General features: G+C 66.1%; 17 protein-coding genes. 3 read left to right on the top strand and 14 right to left on the bottom strand.

The window, feature by feature from the left end:
* Positions 1–67 precede the first annotated feature (67 nt).
* From metG to ACORQU_RS00765, 4 genes are all read right to left on the bottom strand, one after another.
* On the bottom strand, positions 68–2,140 hold the full coding sequence (gene metG, locus ACORQU_RS00780) for a methionine--tRNA ligase (protein ID WP_491642811.1): 2,073 nt from the start codon (positions 2,138–2,140) through the stop codon (positions 68–70).
* 114 nt (positions 2,141–2,254) lie between these two features.
* Positions 2,255–2,695: a DUF2147 domain-containing protein gene (locus ACORQU_RS00775; RefSeq protein ID WP_271645272.1), complete on the bottom strand. Its 441-nt coding sequence runs from the start codon at positions 2,693–2,695 to the stop codon at positions 2,255–2,257.
* Between the two features lie 144 nt (positions 2,696–2,839).
* Positions 2,840–5,716, bottom strand: coding sequence for a TonB-dependent receptor domain-containing protein (locus ACORQU_RS00770; RefSeq protein ID WP_491642810.1), 2,877 nt, complete (start codon positions 5,714–5,716; stop codon positions 2,840–2,842).
* Positions 5,717–5,841: 125 nt separating this feature from the next.
* Entirely contained in the window at positions 5,842–7,866 is a 2,025-nt protein-coding gene (locus ACORQU_RS00765) for an alpha/beta hydrolase family protein (RefSeq protein ID WP_491642809.1), read from the bottom strand.
* A 213-nt stretch (positions 7,867–8,079) separates the two neighbouring features.
* On the opposite strand from ACORQU_RS00765, the gene apbC reads away from it, so the two are divergent.
* The 3 genes from apbC to ACORQU_RS00750 all read left to right on the top strand — a co-directional run bounded on the left by apbC (position 8,080) and on the right by ACORQU_RS00750 (position 10,225).
* Positions 8,080–8,928: an iron-sulfur cluster carrier protein ApbC gene (gene apbC, locus ACORQU_RS00760; protein ID WP_491642808.1), complete on the top strand. Its 849-nt coding sequence runs from the start codon at positions 8,080–8,082 to the stop codon at positions 8,926–8,928.
* A gap of 179 nt (positions 8,929–9,107) precedes the next feature.
* Positions 9,108–9,677, top strand: a complete 570-nt coding sequence (gene dcd / locus ACORQU_RS00755; RefSeq protein ID WP_491642807.1) for a dCTP deaminase — start codon at positions 9,108–9,110, stop codon at positions 9,675–9,677.
* A gap of 29 nt (positions 9,678–9,706) precedes the next feature.
* On the top strand, positions 9,707–10,225 hold the full coding sequence (locus ACORQU_RS00750) for an RDD family protein (RefSeq protein WP_491642806.1): 519 nt from the start codon (positions 9,707–9,709) through the stop codon (positions 10,223–10,225).
* Positions 10,226–10,243: 18 nt separating this feature from the next.
* Here the strand turns inward: ACORQU_RS00750 and ACORQU_RS00745 are convergent, their stop codons facing one another.
* From ACORQU_RS00745 to greB, 10 genes are all read right to left on the bottom strand, one after another.
* On the bottom strand, positions 10,244–10,435 hold the full coding sequence (locus tag ACORQU_RS00745) for a LiaI-LiaF-like domain-containing protein (protein WP_271645278.1): 192 nt from the start codon (positions 10,433–10,435) through the stop codon (positions 10,244–10,246).
* A gap of 191 nt (positions 10,436–10,626) precedes the next feature.
* A complete protein-coding gene (gene pcp / locus ACORQU_RS00740) occupies positions 10,627–11,280 on the bottom strand; it encodes a pyroglutamyl-peptidase I (protein WP_491642805.1) in 654 nt (217 codons plus the stop codon).
* A complete protein-coding gene (locus ACORQU_RS00735) occupies positions 11,277–12,245 on the bottom strand; it encodes a DUF979 domain-containing protein (RefSeq protein ID WP_491642804.1) in 969 nt (322 codons plus the stop codon). The genes pcp and ACORQU_RS00735 overlap by 4 nt, the downstream gene beginning before the upstream one ends.
* Positions 12,239–12,946 carry a DUF969 domain-containing protein gene (locus tag ACORQU_RS00730; protein ID WP_491642803.1) on the bottom strand — a complete coding sequence of 236 codons (708 nt, stop codon included), beginning with the start codon at positions 12,944–12,946 and terminating at the stop codon, positions 12,239–12,241. The genes ACORQU_RS00735 and ACORQU_RS00730 overlap by 7 nt, the downstream gene beginning before the upstream one ends.
* Positions 12,943–13,695 carry a 5-oxoprolinase subunit PxpA gene (locus ACORQU_RS00725; RefSeq protein ID WP_491642802.1) on the bottom strand — a complete coding sequence of 251 codons (753 nt, stop codon included), beginning with the start codon at positions 13,693–13,695 and terminating at the stop codon, positions 12,943–12,945. The genes ACORQU_RS00730 and ACORQU_RS00725 overlap by 4 nt, the downstream gene beginning before the upstream one ends.
* Entirely contained in the window at positions 13,692–14,624 is a 933-nt protein-coding gene (locus ACORQU_RS00720; protein ID WP_491642801.1) for a 5-oxoprolinase subunit C family protein, read from the bottom strand. Before ACORQU_RS00720 ends, ACORQU_RS00725 begins: the two co-directional genes overlap by 4 nt.
* Positions 14,621–15,310 (bottom strand): 5-oxoprolinase subunit PxpB, encoded by a 690-nt coding sequence (gene pxpB, locus ACORQU_RS00715; protein ID WP_491642800.1) that lies wholly within the window; start codon positions 15,308–15,310, stop codon positions 14,621–14,623. The genes ACORQU_RS00720 and pxpB overlap by 4 nt, the downstream gene beginning before the upstream one ends.
* Positions 15,310–15,717, bottom strand: coding sequence for an HIT domain-containing protein (locus tag ACORQU_RS00710; protein WP_491642799.1), 408 nt, complete (start codon positions 15,715–15,717; stop codon positions 15,310–15,312). Before ACORQU_RS00710 ends, pxpB begins: the two co-directional genes overlap by 1 nt.
* A 9-nt stretch (positions 15,718–15,726) precedes the next feature.
* Positions 15,727–16,398 (bottom strand): dienelactone hydrolase family protein, encoded by a 672-nt coding sequence (locus ACORQU_RS00705; protein ID WP_491642798.1) that lies wholly within the window; start codon positions 16,396–16,398, stop codon positions 15,727–15,729.
* Between the two features lie 112 nt (positions 16,399–16,510).
* Positions 16,511–17,020 carry a transcription elongation factor GreB gene (gene greB, locus ACORQU_RS00700; RefSeq protein WP_271645287.1) on the bottom strand — a complete coding sequence of 170 codons (510 nt, stop codon included), beginning with the start codon at positions 17,018–17,020 and terminating at the stop codon, positions 16,511–16,513.
* Positions 17,021–17,065: the final 45 nt, after the last annotated feature.

The following is a 17,065-nucleotide window of genomic DNA, read 5'->3' as shown; positions in this document are numbered from 1 at the left end:
GTGCTCGGCCGACTCTACGCGGTGCGCATCAGCTGGAGGTGTGAAGGCGCTTGCGGGCGTTGCGCGGTCAGCGCACCGGCATGCCGGGCTGCGCGCCTGCGTCGGCGTCCAGCAGCGCCAGCGCGCCGCCGTCGAAACCCGCCGACAGGATCATCCCTTCGCTGATGCCAAAGCGCATCTTGCGCGGCGCCAGGTTGGCGATGAACACCACGCTGCGGCCGACCAGCTTGTCTGGCTCGCCGTAGCTGGCGCGGATGCCGGAGAAGATCTGGCGCTTGCCCAGCTCGCCGGCATCCAGTTCGAAGCGCAGCAGCTTGTCCGAGCCCTCCACGAACTCGCACACCAGCACCTTGCCGATGCGCAGGTCGAGCTTGGCGAACTCGTCGATGCCGATGGTGGCCGGGCCATCGCCAGTTGCCGCTGCGGGTGCCGGCGCGGCGGCCTGCTTCTTTTCCTGCGGTTTGGCGGGGGCTGCGGCGGGCGCGGCGGCGAGGGTGTCCTTGGAGGCGTCGGTCATGGCGTCGATCAGTTTCGGGTCAATGCGGGTGAACAGGGCGGTATACGGCTGGATGACGTGCGCGGTCAGTGGCTGGGCCAGCTCCTCCCAGCCCAGCACCGGCGCGGACAGGAAGGCCTCGGCCTCGGCGGTGACACGGGGCAGCACCGGCTTGAGGCCGGCGACCAGCACGCGGAACAGGTTCAGGCCCTGGGTACAGACCGCCTGCAACTGGGCGTCCGCCCCTTCCTGCTTGGCGATCACCCACGGCTTGTGGTCGTCGATGTACTTGTTGGCCTCGTCGGCCAGCGCCATTACCTGGCGGATGGCGGCGGCCGGATCGTTGCGCTCGTAGGCCTCGCGCACCGGCGCCAATGCTTCAACGAAGCGCTGGTACTGCGCCGCATCGGGCAGGGCGTCTGCGAGCTTGCCGTCGAAGCGCTTGCCGATGAACCCGGCGCAGCGGCTGGCCAGGTTGACGAACTTGCCGACCAGGTCCGCGTTGACGCGGGCGATGAAATCGCCCAGGTTCAGGTCCAGGTCGTCGGTGCCGCCGGAGGACTTGGCCGCGAAGTAGTAACGCAGCGCCTCGGGCTCCAGCCCGACATCCAGATAGGTGCGGGCCATGATGAAGGTGCCCCGCGACTTGGACATCTTGGCCCCGTCCACGGTCAGGTAGCCATTGACGTGCAGGCGCGTCGGCGCGCGGTGGTCGGTGCCGTGCAGCACCGCCGGCCAGAACAGGCCGTGGAAGTTGACGATGTCCTTGCCGATGAAATGGTGCAGCTCGGTCTGGGTGCTTGCGACCAGGTGCGCGGCGAAGTCTTCACCGGTCCGAGCACACAGGCTGCGGAACGAGGACAGGTAGCCGATCGGCGCATCCAGCCACACGTAGAAATACTTGCCCGGCTGGTTCGGAATCTCGAAGCCGAAGTAGGGCGCATCGCGCGAGATGTCCCAGGCACGCAAGCCGCCTTCGGCATCCAGCCACTCGCGCAGCTTGGCCTTGACCCCGGGCAGGGCGACATCGCCTGCCAGCCACTGCCGCAGGAAGCCGTCGAAGTGCCCGACCTCGAAGAAGAAGTGCTCCGAGTCGCGCAGCTCCGGCGTGGCGCCGGAGATCACCGACTTGGGCTCCTTCAGATCGGTCGGCGAATACGTGGCGCCGCAGACCTCGCAGTTGTCACCGTACTGGTCGGCGCTGCCGCAGTTGGGGCAGATGCCCTTGATATAGCGATCCGGCAGGAACATGCCCTTGGCAGGGTCGTAGAACTGGGCCACGCTGCGGCGGCTGATGTGTCCGGCCTGCTCGAGCTTGAGATAGAACTGCTCGGTCAGCTCGCGGTTGACCGGCGAGTTGGTCGAATCGTAGTGGTCGAAGGCCACGCCGAAGGCGGCGAAGTCGCGCTCGTGGCTGGCCTGGATGTTGGCGATGAAGGCTTCCGGGGTGACGCCAGCCTTCTCGGCCGCCAGCATGATCGGCGTGCCGTGGGTATCGTCGGCGCAGACGTAGAAAACGTTGTCGCCGCGCATGCGTCGCGCCCGCACCCAGATGTCGGCCTGGATGTAGCCCACCAGATGGCCCAGGTGCAGCGGGCCATTGGCGTAGGGCAGGGCATTGGAAACGAGCGCGGTGCGGGTCATGGGAAGACAGCGGGACGAGGGGGTCGTGATTATCGCATGCCGGTCCGAGGCCCTCCGGGCACGAAAAAGCCCGGCCGGAGCCGGGCTTGGATTGCGCGGAGCCGGTGGCGGGCGTTATTCGCGCACCCAGGTCTGCGCCCGGCAGATGAACATGATGCAGCCGGAGACATCCAGCTTGGTGCCCCCGGGCTGCAGTTCCATCTTGGACTTGTAGGTCTTGCCGTTGGCCGGGTCCATGATCGTGCCGCCGGCCCACTCGTTGGTGCCGTCCGGAGTCAGGCCCCACAGGATGGTCATGCCCTTGATCGGCTTGCCTTTGCGTTCGCCGGTGCATTGATCGCAGGTGGGATTCGGGCCGTGGTCGGATTTCAGGATCTCCACGACCTTGCCGGTCAGGCTGCCATCGGTGGCCTTGGTGATCTCCACGATGGACTTGGTGTCGCCGGTCTTGTCATCGATGGTCTTCCAACGGCCGATCGCGCCGTCGGCGGCCAGCGCGCTGGAGGCGGCACTGGCCAGGGCCAGCATGGACAACATCAGGATGGTCTTGCGCATGGTCCCCTCCCAGGGATCGGTGTCTGCCGTCCTTATACCGTACTGGGGCGTGTGGTGGGAGGTCCGGGTGACTCTCCGGTCAGCCATGAAAGAAGAAAGGTGGCTTTCGCCACCCTTCTTCAGTACTCCTTTCGATGCCTATGCTCAGAACTTGTAGTTCATTCGCACGAAGTACGTGCGGCCAAACCAGTCGTACTGAGTAGCAAATGCCGGGACGTTGCCATACCGGGTTGCAGTGCCGGTGGACATCAGTGGCGGATCCTTGTCGGTCAGATTGCGAACACCGAACAAGATGCCCCAGTCGCCCTGCTCATATCCCACGGACACGGCGTGCCTAAGCTGCCAGCCAGCCTTGATGTCGCGAGTGGCACCGGCGTAACCCTGGTAGGTAAACGTCGGATCAAGGTCGCGATTCATCGTCGAGCTCACGTATTGGGTGTTCCAGGTATAAGTCCAGTCGCCGCGTTCCAGACTTGCATTGGCAATACCCACGGTCTTGGGACGGCCGATATAGCCGACCTGATCTTCGGTGGTCGTACCACTCTCGGCGGAACTATCGAACAGCTGGTAGACGTCCTCTATCGTGTAGGTCACCTGCGCATCCAGCGAGACCTTGCCGAATGAGAAGTCGTTGTCGTAGTTCACCTGCAGGTCGTATCCGCGGGTACGCTGCTTGTTGATGTTGATGTAGGTGTTCTGGATCGTGGTGATCATGTTCGGATTTGCAGCCGCATCTGGTGCATTGCGCTCGAACAACTCACAGAAGCTGTTTGGATAGACCGGTGAGCCGTAGCAGCCAAACAAGATGTCATAGCTGTCCAGCTGACCAATCTCGTCACTGATCTGGTAGTCGAAGTAATCCAGCGCGACGCTCAGGTTGGTGCCGGTCGGAGTGACGACCAAGCCCAGGGTCTTTGCCTTGGAAGTTTCCGGCACCAGGAAACCTTTGCCGCCGCCAGAATAGACGGTCGCCGACGATCCGCCGGAGGCCGCGTAGTCCGCCGGAATACCAGCAGCTGCGCAGTTGTTGCGAAGGAAATCATTGCTGCTATCGCCCCACAGGATGCAGGGGTCGATCGAGGTCTGCGACAGGAATCCGCTCTGATCGCCCAGATAGAGCTCATACAGTCCCGGCGCGCGGTAGGAAGTGCCGATGGTGCCGCGAACGCGCGCCCACGGGGTGATCTGCCAGTTCAGGCCAGTCTTCCACACGTTGTCCGAGTCATTGACCGAGTTGTAGTCGAATACGCGACCGGACAGGTTGACCGACAGCGATTCGATACCCGGGATGTCCTTCAGCAACGGGACGTCAATCTCGGCAAAGGCCTCGCGGACGTTGTCGGTGCCTTTGGTGACCGTCGCCGAGCTGGAGCCCCACAGCATTCCGTTCTGCGACAGCTCATCGGGCTGGTCATCAATGCTGTAGTGGCGGTATTCCACGCCAAACGCGGCGGCGACATCACCAGCGGGAAGCGCAAACAAGTTGCCCGAAATGATTGCATTGACCGTGGCCTGGTCGTAGACCGTATTGCCCTTTGTCCTGGCGCCAATGGCATTGACCAGGTCGGCCATGTTCCTGCCGCTCAGGATGCCCGGATCGAAGTAGTTCACGGAGGCTTCGCCGCTATCGTCCAGGGTCAGATCGCCCGTGCGGCTTGCGTCGATCGCCAATCCCTCGTAGTCCCCGTCGCTACGGGTGTAAGTGGCATTGGCCTCCCAGCCCCAGCTATCGGTCCATTTGAACAGCCCGTCGAACTTGGTGGCGCCGTAGAAATATTCCACCGTCTGCTTCGAATTGCTCGGAAACGGCATGATGGGCTGGTAGTAGTTGTCGTCGGCCTCGTTGTAGACGACCGGGAAGAACTGGCGGTACGAGTGCGTGCTGGTCTCGCGGCGGTTATAGAGCCACTGGGTCTTCCAGTTGAACGCCTCGAAACCAAAGTCAGTGGCGCCATAAAGGCTGATCCGCTTGCGCTGGTTGATGACTTCATCCTTGTCCATGAAATCAAAGTTCAGCACGTCTTCGTAATAGGCCTGCGGCGAATTTGCGTAGTTCTGGGTGGGATACGGGCGCGGACGGTAACCCGGGAACGGCCCGATCGTGCTGCCGTCCGGCGAGGGGACGTAGCGGATAGTGCTCGCGTTGAAGTAATCGATGATGGTGTTCGCGTACAGGTTGTTGCACCCGGCCAACTTCGTGCCCGCCAGGACAGAGCGATCTTCCCGGTCAATGCGCTGGCCATCGGTGCCGAATACCAGATCCTCCGAGCAGCGGAAAAAGTCGCGGTCGCCGCGCGTCACAGCGTTACTTTTATCCCACTGAACGCCGGCGACGATGCTGCCGTTCTCGAAGTTCCAGCCGTTGGCAATGGAGGCAGCGAACTGCTCGCCACCGCCTTCTTCCGGAATGCTCATTTGGAACGTCATTTCGGGACGGTCGAAGCTTTTCTTTGTGATCAGGTTGACCACGCCCGCAACGGCATCAGAGCCATAGATCGAGGACGAGCCGTCCTTGACGATCTCAATGCGCTGCAGCAAGGCCTGGGGAATGACGTTCAAGTCGAATGCGCCGACCTGACCCCGGGTGCCTGCCGGGCCAGGTCTCTGGCCGTCGAGCAAGATCAATGTGCGGTTGGCGCCCAGGCCGCGGAGCGAAACGGTCTGCACACCGGTGCCGCCTTCGACGACGAACCCACCGAACTGATTGTTGATCTGCGTCGAACCTGCCGCCGCGGCAGAGGTCTGCAAGAAGTCCGCAGTGTCGAATTGACCAGCCGCGACAGCGGTGTCGACCTCAATCACCTGGACGGGAGAGGTGGTCTCGTACTCGGGGCGGCGCAGAAGCGAACCGGTCACGGTCACGGTGTCCAGATCCTTGGCTTTTTTGGCTTCCTGGGAGGCTTCTTCCGTGCTTTGCGCGTCGCTCTGTTCCTGGGCAAATGCAGGCACAACCTGCAGTGCGGCGACGACCGCGAGGGTCAGTGGCAGTCGCCGAAAGCCCTTCTGGTGAAAACTCGACATCTGTATCCCCTTGAAAAATAAGAAGTTAAACCGTCGTTACGGATCGGTTAATCGAATTTAACTCCCTCGTCACCGCATTGCAATAGCCGTCACACAATGTCGTGATGTGACAATGAGGACAGGCGTTAAAGTCCTCCGGGCCCGCAGTCGTTACGAAGGAAGCTTTCTATCAGCGCCAGCGTTGCGCGCTGTTGCCTTGGATACCAAGGCAGGCTGTGGGATTGATCGGGAATCAGCTCGAACTTCGCGGGGACGCGATCTTTGACAGCCTCGTAGAATCCCTGGGCATGAAAGGACGGCGTCCGGACGTCTCGGTCTCCCACGAACGTCAGCAGCGGGATGTTGGCATCCGCAGTGTTCCGCATCGGGTCCATCCCTTTGACCGTCTGACCCTGGAGAATGCGCTGCAGTCGGTTGTCACTCCAGCTTGTGCCTAGCCGGCCAAGGTTGGTAACGGGAGCTCCGGCGATCGCGCACTGGAAAGGTGATGGCTTGCGCACCGTCGCAGCGGCGGCTGCAAAGCCACCGTACGAATAGCCGAAGATGGCGATACGGTCCTTGGCGGCAATGCCCTGGGAGACGAGCCATGCTGCGCCATCGTCATTGTCGTCTGACATCTTCAGGCCCCACTGTGCGTCGCCGGCCAGCCATAGGTCACGGCCAAGGCCACTTGAGCCCCGGTATTGAGGGCGCAGCACCGCATATCCCCGCGAAGTGAGCATGGGAACCCAGCCAGTGACATCCCACCCCATGTAGTCTCTCGCCCAAGGCCCGCCGTGCGGCATCACAACTGCCGCCACTGGCTTTGAACCAGAGTGGTATCCGGGAGGCAGGTCAAGAATGGCGGGGATCTGTCGACCGTCGCGAGCTGTGTAGGTCACCCAACGTTCTTCCCCAACATTTCCTTTGGCCACCCAAGGGCGAGACGCCCCGATGGTGACCACGCGCTTGCCATCCAGAAGGAGGTGATAGCTCGGAGGGGTGTCGGCGCTTTCAGTTGTAAAGAGCACCTTTGACAGGTCCTCCGTGTAACGCCCCAACGTCACAGACTGCCCAGGGAATGCGGCCTTTAGACTTTCCTGAACAGTTTTGAGAGATGGATCGACGTAGACCGTCTCGTTGGCTGGTCCACCTACGACAAACCCAACGATCTTGTTGAAGTTGCTCGGTTGGGTACCGAATACCAGTGCATTGATCGAGAACTTGGCATCCGCGACAAGAGGCTCCTTGTCGAACCTATGGCTGGTCGGGTCATACAAGCGGGCCTGCACCTGATCGGAGAACAGGTCGGTGAGGACGTAGTACTTGCCGGTGCCGTCCTCAACTCCGACGACGTCAACGGTGTAGCGGTCTGAGAGCTTCGTGGTCAGCGGAGACTGGACCGAGAACTCACCGGTCTTGGGATCCAGCAGGAGAATTTGCTGTTCGTAGTCATCCCCGATCGCCTCGATCTGCGCCTTTGCCAGAACCTTGCCAGTTCGTGGGTCGAACAATGCTGGAGTCGCGCGAGCTCCGCCCTTGAACAGTAGCTCGGTCTCCCCGGTCTTCAGATCGTAAAGGTAGTAGTTGGCAACCAGCGAAGTGCCGCTCAACTGCTGAATTATGACCCGCTCCGGATCCTGTGGAAGATCGCTTACAAGCGAGGCAGTGCCTCCGATTTCCAGGCAGCGCAGTGTCTGCTGGCTGACGCCGAGCTTGCGTGTGTTGTCTGCGAATGCCTCGGTAAAGTCCTTCTGCTCGAAGCCAGCGATATAGGCCTTTGAGACGAAGGTTTTGGTTGCTCCATAGGTGCTGCCTTCGCCACATCCTCCCAGCTGACCAGTCCATTCCTGCCGGGAAACTGCTAAAAGTTTGCCCGCTTTGAGGGCGACGGCCTGAACGAACTTCATCCGGTCACCGGATGGCGTGACCACTGTGGGACCGGACGATAGCTTGCCGATATCCCATGTCGCCAATGCGGTCTGGTCCGGGTCGCTAGGAGCTGGAATCAGACCAACAAGATGTCGACCATCCGGACTCATGGAAACTGACTGGAGAGCCGGCAGCCTCGCCAGATCCTCAATCGGAAGGGGTTCTGAGCCGGCCGCGGACAGCGGCAAGAACGCGGTGGCTAAGGCGGCAGCTAGAGCGAAGCGAAACGGAAGAAGCATGTTGATCCCCTGCGAAACAAGTCATGTGTTGGTCAGCAGTTGACTCATGCTGACGGCTTGCTGAATGTGTCAAATATTTTTATGTGTCGCAATCATTGACACAATGGTTGTGCGCCTGCCGGCTGCATTCATCATCCTGGCGACGTCCTTTGCTTCCGGATGAGGGTGTGCAAGCGGTTATCCTGTGGCGTCTTTTGCGGTGGTCTTGGATTTATGTCGTTTGCTCATTTGGCGGCTCATGCCGTGCAAGGCTCGCTCAAGCCCCATCCCCGCGTCCGCAACGTCATTGCCGTCGGTTCCGGCAAGGGCGGGGTGGGCAAATCCACCACGGCGGTGAACTTGGCGTTGGCCCTGGCCGCGGAGGGGCTGAAGGTCGGCGTGCTGGACGCGGACATCTATGGGCCGAGCGTGCCGACGATGCTGGGCCTGTCCGGGCGCCCGGAGAGTCCGGACAACAAGTCGATCGAGCCGATGCGGGCCTTCGGGCTGGAGGCGATGTCCATCGGGCTGCTGATCGACCCGGAGACGCCCATGGTCTGGCGCGGGCCGATGGCCACCGGCGCGCTGACTCAGTTGTTCAATGACACCCTGTGGGGGGGTCTGGACGTGCTCCTGGTCGACCTGCCGCCGGGCACTGGCGACATCCAGCTGACGCTGTCGCAGAAGATCCCGGTGGCCGGCGCGGTGATCGTGACCACCCCGCAGGACATCGCGACGCTGGATGCACGCAAGGCCTTGAAGATGTTCGAGAAGGTCGAGGTGCCCGTGCTGGGCATCATCGAGAACATGGCCCAGCACGTGTGCAGCCAGTGCGGCCATGTCGAGCACCTGTTCGGCCAGGGCGGCGGCGAGGCGATGGCCACCCACTACGGCGTGCCCCTGCTGGGCTCGCTGCCGCTGGAAGTGCGGATCCGCGAACAGGGCGACGCCGGCGAACCGGTGGTTCACGCCGCGCCGCAATCGCCCGCGGCCCAGGCCTACCGGCAAGCGGCGCGCGCGCTGCTGGACGCGCTGGACCAGCGGCCGCGGGTGGCCATGTCCATCGGTGCCTCGCTGGTCTGAGCGGGCTTGCTGCGCGACCGTGCCATCGCCGCGCGGGATGGGCGGCCGCGCGCCGCTCCCTCCGGCTGCGGGTCAAACCCAACCGGTCAGGGCAAGGTCCCGGGCCGGGACAGGCTCCGGCCGGGGCCCTACAATGGCGCGCCTCGCCCCACCGCCATCTTCCGGGAACCCACGACCGCATGAGCATCAAGTCCGACCGCTGGATCAAGCGCATGGCCGAACAGCACGGCATGATCGAGCCGTTTGAGCCTGGCCAGATCAAGCACGACGCCGACGGCCATCGCATCGTCAGCTACGGCACCTCCAGCTACGGCTACGACGTGCGCTGCTCGCGCGAGTTCAAGGTGTTCACCAACATCAACTCCACCATCGTCGACCCCAAGCACTTCGACAGCGGCAGCTTCGTGGACGTGGAGTCGGATGTGTGCATCATCCCGCCCAACAGCTTCGCCCTGGCGCGCACGGTGGAGTACTTCCGCATCCCGCGCAGCACGCTGGTGGTATGCCTGGGCAAGAGCACGTATGCGCGCTGCGGCATCATCGTGAACGTCACGCCGCTGGAGCCGGAGTGGAAAGGACACGTGACCCTGGAATTCTCCAACACCACACCGCTGCCCGCGCGCATCTACGCCAACGAAGGCGTGGCGCAGATGCTGTTCTTCGAGTCGGATGAGGTGTGCGAGACCAGCTACAAGGACCGCGGCGGCAAGTACCAGGGCCAGACCGGCGTCACCCTGCCGCGTACCTGACAAGCCTTTTAACCCAGTCCAAGGAAGGAATGATGAATACCCAGAGCGACAATCCCTACCAAGGCCCGCAGGCGCCTCTGCATGCGCGTGATCCCGCCCAGCCGAACGACCTGGCCACGCGCACCGCGCGGTTGGGCGCGGCCGTGATCGACAGCCTGATTTCCCTGGTGGTCATGGGGCCGGTGATGTATCTGGGCGGTTACTGGGATGTCGTACGCGCCACGCGTGGGCATGTTCCCATGGCCACGATGCTGCCCTGGCTGGTGTTCGGCTTGGTGGTCTTCACGCTAATCCAGTTCAAGCCGCTGATGGCCAACGGCCAGACCTGGGGCAAGAAGCTCTGCGGAATCCGCATCGTCGACCTGGAAGGTCAGGTGCCGACGCTTTCGACGCTGCTGTTCAAGCGCGTCCTCCCCGTGCAGGTGGCGGGTGTCATTCCCGTCCTGGGGTCGGTGCTGATCGCGGTGGATATCTTGATGATCTTCCGCGACGACCATCGTTGCCTGCACGATATGGTCGCCGGGACGCGCGTGGTCAGCCTGCGCTGACCGACGCCGCGCCTGCGTTCAGCGCCGTTCGCACAGCGCGGGATCGCGGTAGCGACGCAGCAGCAGATTGACGCCCGCCAGGATCAGCAGGGCCGGCCACCAGGTGCTGATGAGGTTGCTGACGTCCAGGGCGACCACGCCCAGGTTGTCCAGCAGGAACAGCGTGCCCAGGACGATCAGGACCAGGGCGGGGATCAGGTGACGGGACATGGCGGTGGCTCCTTGGTGGATGCCGCCATGCTCGCGCGCGGCTGGCGCGCGGTCAGGTGCCACAAGTCAACACTTTCCCTGTCATGCAGGTGGGCAGGTGCGATGTCCGCGGTCGGAACAGCGCGCCGGCCCGCGGCGGAAGCTGCGCGCCGGGTCGGAAGCGCACGCGGAGCTGGACGAGGTGCGCGGACTCAGTGCTCGGCGCCACCGGCCAGGACCAGGTCATCGGACGTGTCCAGCGCGACCTCCAGGCAGATGCGCAGGGCCTGGGTGACCACGTCCACGGGCAGTGCGAACTGCCCCGGGTGCGTTGCTGCAAGCTCCGGCGAATACGGCACGTGGATGAACCCGGCACGCACTCCCCGCCGGCGCCGCAGCAGGTGGCAGGCGCCGTAGAAGACCTGGTTGCAGACATAGGTTCCGGCGGTCTGGGAGATGTGCACCGGCAAGCCCTGTGCCTGCAGCGCGGCGCGCATGGCCTTGATCGGCAAGCCGCTGAAGTACGCGGCCGGGCCGCCCTCGACCACCGGTGCATCCACCGGCTGCGCGCCCAGGTTGTCGGCGATGCGTGCGTCGATGACGTTGATGGCCACCCGCTCCAGCGACAGGCCCTCGCGCCCGCCGGCCAGGCCGACGCAGACCACCAGCCGCGGGCGCACCGCGTCCAGCGCTTGGCGCAGGCTGGTCAGCGCGGTCTCGAACGCGACCGGCAGGCAGCGGGTCTCCACGCGATGGCCGCCGATGCATTCGCCCTGCAGGGGCGCGACCGCGTCCCAGCTGGGATTGGTCGGGTCGGCGCCGAACGGCTCGAACCCGGCCAGCAGGATCCGCGGCACGCGGCTCATCGGAAGCACACCCAGGCCATCAGGCCCACGTTGAACACCAGCAGCACGCCAGCCGTGGCCGCCTGGGCACGGATGACGCCGTGGCGATCGCGCAGTTCCAGCAGCACCGCCGGGACGATGTTGAAGTTGGCGGCCATCGGCGTGAGCAGGGTGCCGCAGTAGCCGGTCAGCATGCCCAGCGCGCCGAGGCTGGCCGGGTCCGCGCCGTGGCGCTGGATGAGCAGGGGCAGGCCGATACCAGCCATCATCACCGGGAAGGCGGCAAAGGCATTGCCCATTATCATGGTGAACACCACCATGCCCCCGGCGAAGGCCAGCAGGCAGGCCATGCGGCTTTCGATCGGGATCACTCGGCCGACCAGCGTGGCGATGACCTCGCCCACGCCGGTGGCCGCGAACACGCCCCCCAGCGTGGCCAGCATCAGTGGCAGCACCACCGCCCATCCCAGCGCGTCCAGCAGCCGGCCGCCCTGGCGCACGCCCTGTGCTGGCGCGGCACGGGTGACCCATAGTGCCGTGCCCAATGCCGCCAGGCTGGCCACGGCCAGGGCGGTCAGGGTCAGCGCGCCGGGATCGAGTAGCCCCTGCAGGCCGGGCACCCACGTGCTGCACACGAACAGCACCAGCGTGATCAGGGGAATGGCCAGCGCCGGGCCGAACAGCCGGTTGCGCAAGCGCTGCGCGCTGGCTTGCCGGCGCTGCCGTTCGGCCTCGCTGTCACCCTGCGGCTGCAGACGCTGGAAGGCGGCCAGCACGCCCAGCAGAATCACGCCCACGCCCATGGCCTGCGCAGGCCACGCCACGCCCGCCTTCGTCGCCTGCAGGATCGCCTCGCCGGCGGCGAACGGCACGGCCAGCACGGTCCAGAAGCCCCCCATCGCCCAGCGTCGGGCGCGCAGGTTGTGCAGGGCGGTGACCACCAGCAGCACGGCCACCAGCCAGTAGAAATATTCGGCCTTCAGCACGGAGGCGTGCCATCCGTGGTGGCGCGCTCCGCGACGCGCGCCTGGCGCAGGCGACGCTCCATCCGCAGCAGCCGCAGTGCCTGCACAGCGAAGGCGGCCACGGCCGTCGGCAGCGCCCACAGGGCGATATGCAGGGGTTCGAGCACGATGCCGTTGCGCGCATAGAAGCCCTGGATCAGCAGCACCGCGCCGATCGCCACGAACACGTCCTCGCCAAAGAACAAACCGATGTTGTCGGTGGCCGCGGCATGGGCGCGGATCTGCTCGCGTTCGTGCGGCTGCAACGGGCCGAGGTCGCGTTCGGCTGCGGCCTCGCTCATCGGCGCCACCAGCGGGCGCACGGTCTGCGCCGGGCCGGCGACGTGGGTCAGCCCGACCATGCTGATGAGCTGGCGCAGGCCCAGGTAGGCGATCTGAAAACGCGCCAGGGTCAGCCTGCGGAAACGCACGATCCACGCCTGCGCCCGTTCGCGCAGGCCGTAGTGCTCGAGCAGGCCGATGGCCGGCAGGGTCAGCAGGAACATCATCAGCGCGCGGTTCTGGACGAAGCCATTGCCGATCAGCGCCAGCAGGTCGGGCAGGGCGATCTTCGCCAGCAGCCCACTGGTCAGCGCGGCCACGATCACCACCAGCAGCGGGTTGAAGCGCAGGACGAAGCCCAGCACCACCACGCCGATGCCCAGCAGCGGCCAGGCGTTCATGGCGCGTGCCTGGACGGCGCGACGATGCGGCAGCCAGCCTCGTCCAAGGCGGCGCGCAGGTCCCGTGCGAAGTCGGCGGCATCGGGACGGTCGCCATGCAGGCACAGGGTGTCGGCACGCAGGGCGACAGGTTCGCCGGTGCGGGCGGTGACCTGGCCCCGCAGCAGGGCGCGCACCTGCGCGATCGCGCTCGGGGTGTCTTCGATGCTGGCGCCCGGCGTCCCGCGCGGAGTCAGGCGGCCATCGGCTTCGTAGCGGCGCTCGGCGAAGACTTCGTGTGCGACCTGCAGGCCGGCCGCCGTGCCGGCGCTGGTCAGTGCGCTGTCGGACAAGCCATAGAGAATCAGGGTCGGATCGTGGTCGCGCACGGCCGTGGCGATGGCGCGCGCAAGCACAGGGTCGGTGGCGGCCTGGTTGTAGAGCGCGCCGTGCGGCTTGACGTGGCGCAGCGTGGCGCCGGCGGCGTCGACGATGGCCTGCAGCGTGCGCAGCTGGTCCAGCACCAGCGCGTGGGCCTGGGCCGGGGTGAGGTCGAGCGCGCGACGGCCGAAATGTGCGCGATCGAGATGGGAGGGGTGTGCACCGATGGCTACGCCATGCTGCAGGCACAGGGCCACGGTCTGGCGCATGGTCGCAGCGTCGCCAGCGTGTCCGCCGCAGGCGATGCTGGCCGAGGAAATGTAGGGCATGACCGCGGCATCGTCGCAGCTTTCGCCCAGGTCGCAGTTGAAATCCAGGGAGCGGGTCATCGCCTCGCCGCGTGCAGGGCCAACCGGATTCTGGCCATGCGTGCACGCACCTCGCAAGCGGCGGCCTGGGCCTGTGCCGGGGTGACCGCCTCGAACCACAGGGGTTGCCCGGGACGCAGCTGGGCCAGCCGCGGCAGGTCGGCACTGATCACGTGGCCCAGCCGTGGATAGCCACCGACGGTCTGCGCATCGGCCAGCAGCGCGATGGGTTGTCCATCGGGCGGAAGCTGGAGCGTGCCGGGGGCCACCGGTTCGGACAGGCCGGGGCCGGGCGCGTCGGGCAGCGGCGGTCCCTGCAGGCGCAGCCCCTGCCGGTCGCTGCGCGGGCTGGCCTGCCAGGCCGTGCCGGCCAGCGCCTGCGCGGCGGCCACGGTGCTAGGAACGTAGCGGATTGGCGCCGGCGCCGGGGTGGGATCGACCCACCAGCGCGGCCAGTGCGGCAACCGTCCATGGATCGCGGACGGCGTGTCGACGGGGAGCCTGTCGCCGGCCTGCAAGGCGCGCCCCTCCAGACCGCCGAAACCGCCACGCAGGTCGGTGCTGCGGCTGCCCAGGACCGGCGTGACCGCGAAGCCGCCGGCCACGGCGAGGTAGCTGCGGATTCCGTCGCCAATCCCGCCCAACACCAGTGTGCCGGCCGGAACTTGCACCGGACGTCCCATCGGGATCGACGTGCCGTCCAGACGCGCCTGGATCCGGGCCCCGGTCAGGGCGATCGTCGCCGGTGCGGGCAGGCGCAGGGTCGGGCCGCGCAGGGTCAGCTCGAGCACGGCGGCCTGGACCGGGTTGTCGACCAGGCGGTTGGCCAGCCACGCCGCGAGCGGGTCGAGTGCACCGGCCACGGCCACGCCAAGATGGCGCAAGCCCGTGCGGCCGGTGTCCTGGACGGTGGTCAGCAGTCCGGGCGCGAGGACCTCCCAGGCGCTCACCGCCCCGACGCCTCGAACTGCTCCGGCGAGATCGCCACGAAACGCACGACATCGCCCGGGGCCAACAGGGCCGGCGCGGCGCGCGTGGCGTCGAACAGGCGCAGCGGCGTGCGCCCCAGCAGGCGCCAGCCGCCGGGCGATTCACGCGGATAGACGCCGGTCTGCGCGCCGCCGATGGCGACCGATCCGGCGGGGACGCGGGCGCGTGGCGTGGCCAGGCGCGGCAGGGCCAGCGCCGCGTCCAGGCCCAGCAGATAAGGGAAGCCCGGCGCGAAGCCGGTCATGGCCACGATGTAGCGGCCCGCGGTGTGGCGTGCGATCAGCGATTCGGGCGATAGCTCCAGTTCGGCCGCCGCGCTGTCCAGGTCCTGCCCGTAGGCGCCGCCGTAGCAGACGGGCAGCTCGATCACGCGCGCTGCGGGAGGGCGCAGCGTGCGCGCACTGTTGTCCAGATGGCCTTCGATCCAGCGCCGGACCTGCGCATGCGCGTCGTCTTGCCACACAACCGGATCGAAGAACACGGCCACGCTGGCATAGGCGGGCACCACGTCGCGCAACCAGTCCGGCGCCGCCTCGCGCAGCGCGTCGGCCAGGGCGAGCGCCTGGCGATTGAGGGTGGGATCGATGGTCTGGCCCAGGCGGACCAGCAGGGCGTCGTCGGCGAGGGCTTCGAACGCCAGCGTCATCAGCGCAGCAGGCCGCGCCAGCGGACGCGTTGGGCTTCCAAGGCGTCGGGGGCGTGGCGCACGGCCGTGCCACTGCCCCAGACCGGGCCGGGCCAGGCCGCGTCGGCGGCGTGGCGTCCGACCAGGTGCACGTGGAGCTGGCGCACGATGTTGCCCAGTGCGCCGATGTTGAGCTTCTCGATGCCCGGCTCGGAGCGCAGCAGCGCCCCGGCCTGGTTGACCTCGGCCAGCAGCAGGCGCTGCTGGCCGCCGTCCAGTTCGATCCACTCGGTGGCTCCGGCCACGCGCGGCACCAGCACCAGCCACGGGAAGCGCGTGTCGTCCATCAGTCGCACCTGCGACAGCGGGCCATCGGCGACGAAGACGCTGTCGGCGGCCAGGCGCGGATCGAGCTGGAAGTCGGTCATGCCCGGCGCCTAGCCGATGTTTTCCTGCAGGAAGGCCACCGCACGGCCGAAGGCCAGCTTGGCGCTGGGCTCGTCGTAGACCGCAGGGCTGGCGTCGCGGTTGAAGGCATGGTTGGCCGGATAGGTGAAGACATCCATGTCCGGCCAGGCCTTGCGCTGGGCATCGACGATGTCCGGGGTGATGTGCGCGTCCTGCTCGCCGAAGTGGAACTGCACCGGCGCCTTCAGTGGCTGGTCCACGAACTGACCGTTGCGGCCGCCGTAGTAGCTGATGCTCGGCAGGCCCAGGCGCTGGGCCGAGAGCAGGGCGACGGTGCCGCCCCAGCAGTAGCCGACGGTGGCGACCTTCTCGTGGCCGGCGGCGGTGCGCGCGGCCTTGGCGGCGATCTCCACCACGTCCACGGCCGCATCCAGGCCGATCTCGCCGACGATCTCCAGGCCGCGCTTCATGCCGGCATCGTCATAGGGCAGTTCCAGGCCCGGCTCGACCAGGTCGAAGAAGGCCGGCGCGATGGCCAGGTAGCCCTGCTCGGCGTACTGCTCGGTCACCTCGCGGATGTGTTGGGTCACGCCGAAGATCTCCTGGATGACGACCAGGCTGCCGCGCGGGGTGCCGACGGGGTCGGCCTGCCAGGCCGCGACCGGGCCCTTGGCAGTGGTGAGCGTGATCCATTGACCCATGGCGAAGCCTCTTCGGAACGTGACGTAGGGCGCTCAAGTCTAAACCCGCGCCCGAAGCGTTCCGTTGCACCGACGTGCCCGATGCGTCCCGCCGGTGGGCTGGTGTGGGCGCTCAGGCCGTGGGCGCGTAGGACACCGCGACGATCACGAAGCTGCCGGTGCGGCCGGGCAGGGCGGCTTCGAACTCGTCGTCCACGCGCTTTTTGAGCATGGCCCGGGCCAGCGGCGAATCGATGCTGATGTGGCCCAGGGCCGCATCGGTTTCGTCCGGGCCGACGATGCGGTAGCGCGCCAGCTCGCCAGTGTCGGCGTCCTCCAGCTCGACCTGCGCGCCGAAGAACACCGCCTGCGGGTCGGCTGGCGCGGTATCGACCACGCGCAGGGCTTCCAGGCGCTTGCTCAGGTAGCGCACCCGGCGGTCGATCTCGCCGAGTTGCTTCTTGCGATAGCTGTACTCGGCGTTCTCCGAGCGGTCGCCCTCGGCCGCCGCGGCGGCCAGCGCCTTGACCACTTCGGGCCGGCGCACGCGCCACAGGTCCTCCAGCTCGGCCTTGAGTGCGGCGTGGCCGGCGGGGGTGATCAGGGCGGTGCTTTTTTCGGCAGGCGGGCGCCAGCGGCTCATGCGGTGAAATCGGATGGATGAACGTCCGGATTTTACGCGGGGCAG

It is taken from the genome of Pseudoxanthomonas sp. JC1303 (assembly GCF_058448525.1).
Note: the sequence above shows the minus strand (reverse complement) of the source record. Positions and strands in the feature narration are given on the sequence as shown.

Excerpts from the sequence above, each read along its gene's own strand:
- ACORQU_RS00765 (WP_491642809.1), bottom strand. The coding sequence starts at position 7,866 with ATGCTTCTTCCGTTTCGCTTCGCTCTAGCTGCCGCCTTAGCCACCGCG.
- ACORQU_RS00770 (WP_491642810.1), bottom strand. The coding sequence starts at position 5,716 with ATGTCGAGTTTTCACCAGAAGGGCTTTCGGCGACTGCCACTGACCCTC.
- apbC (WP_491642808.1), top strand. The coding sequence starts at position 8,080 with ATGTCGTTTGCTCATTTGGCGGCTCATGCCGTGCAAGGCTCGCTCAAG.
- metG (WP_491642811.1), bottom strand. The coding sequence starts at position 2,140 with ATGACCCGCACCGCGCTCGTTTCCAATGCCCTGCCCTACGCCAATGGC.
- dcd (WP_491642807.1), top strand. The coding sequence starts at position 9,108 with ATGAGCATCAAGTCCGACCGCTGGATCAAGCGCATGGCCGAACAGCAC.
- ACORQU_RS00730 (WP_491642803.1), bottom strand. The coding sequence starts at position 12,946 with ATGAACGCCTGGCCGCTGCTGGGCATCGGCGTGGTGGTGCTGGGCTTC.
- ACORQU_RS00725 (WP_491642802.1), bottom strand. The coding sequence starts at position 13,695 with ATGACCCGCTCCCTGGATTTCAACTGCGACCTGGGCGAAAGCTGCGAC.
- greB (WP_271645287.1), bottom strand. The coding sequence starts at position 17,020 with ATGAGCCGCTGGCGCCCGCCTGCCGAAAAAAGCACCGCCCTGATCACC.
- pcp (WP_491642805.1), bottom strand. The coding sequence starts at position 11,280 with ATGAGCCGCGTGCCGCGGATCCTGCTGGCCGGGTTCGAGCCGTTCGGC.
- pxpB (WP_491642800.1), bottom strand. The coding sequence starts at position 15,310 with ATGACGCTGGCGTTCGAAGCCCTCGCCGACGACGCCCTGCTGGTCCGC.
- ACORQU_RS00710 (WP_491642799.1), bottom strand. The coding sequence starts at position 15,717 with ATGACCGACTTCCAGCTCGATCCGCGCCTGGCCGCCGACAGCGTCTTC.
- ACORQU_RS00750 (WP_491642806.1), top strand. The coding sequence starts at position 9,707 with ATGATGAATACCCAGAGCGACAATCCCTACCAAGGCCCGCAGGCGCCT.
- ACORQU_RS00775 (WP_271645272.1), bottom strand. The coding sequence starts at position 2,695 with ATGCGCAAGACCATCCTGATGTTGTCCATGCTGGCCCTGGCCAGTGCC.
- ACORQU_RS00705 (WP_491642798.1), bottom strand. The coding sequence starts at position 16,398 with ATGGGTCAATGGATCACGCTCACCACTGCCAAGGGCCCGGTCGCGGCC.
- ACORQU_RS00745 (WP_271645278.1), bottom strand. The coding sequence starts at position 10,435 with ATGTCCCGTCACCTGATCCCCGCCCTGGTCCTGATCGTCCTGGGCACG.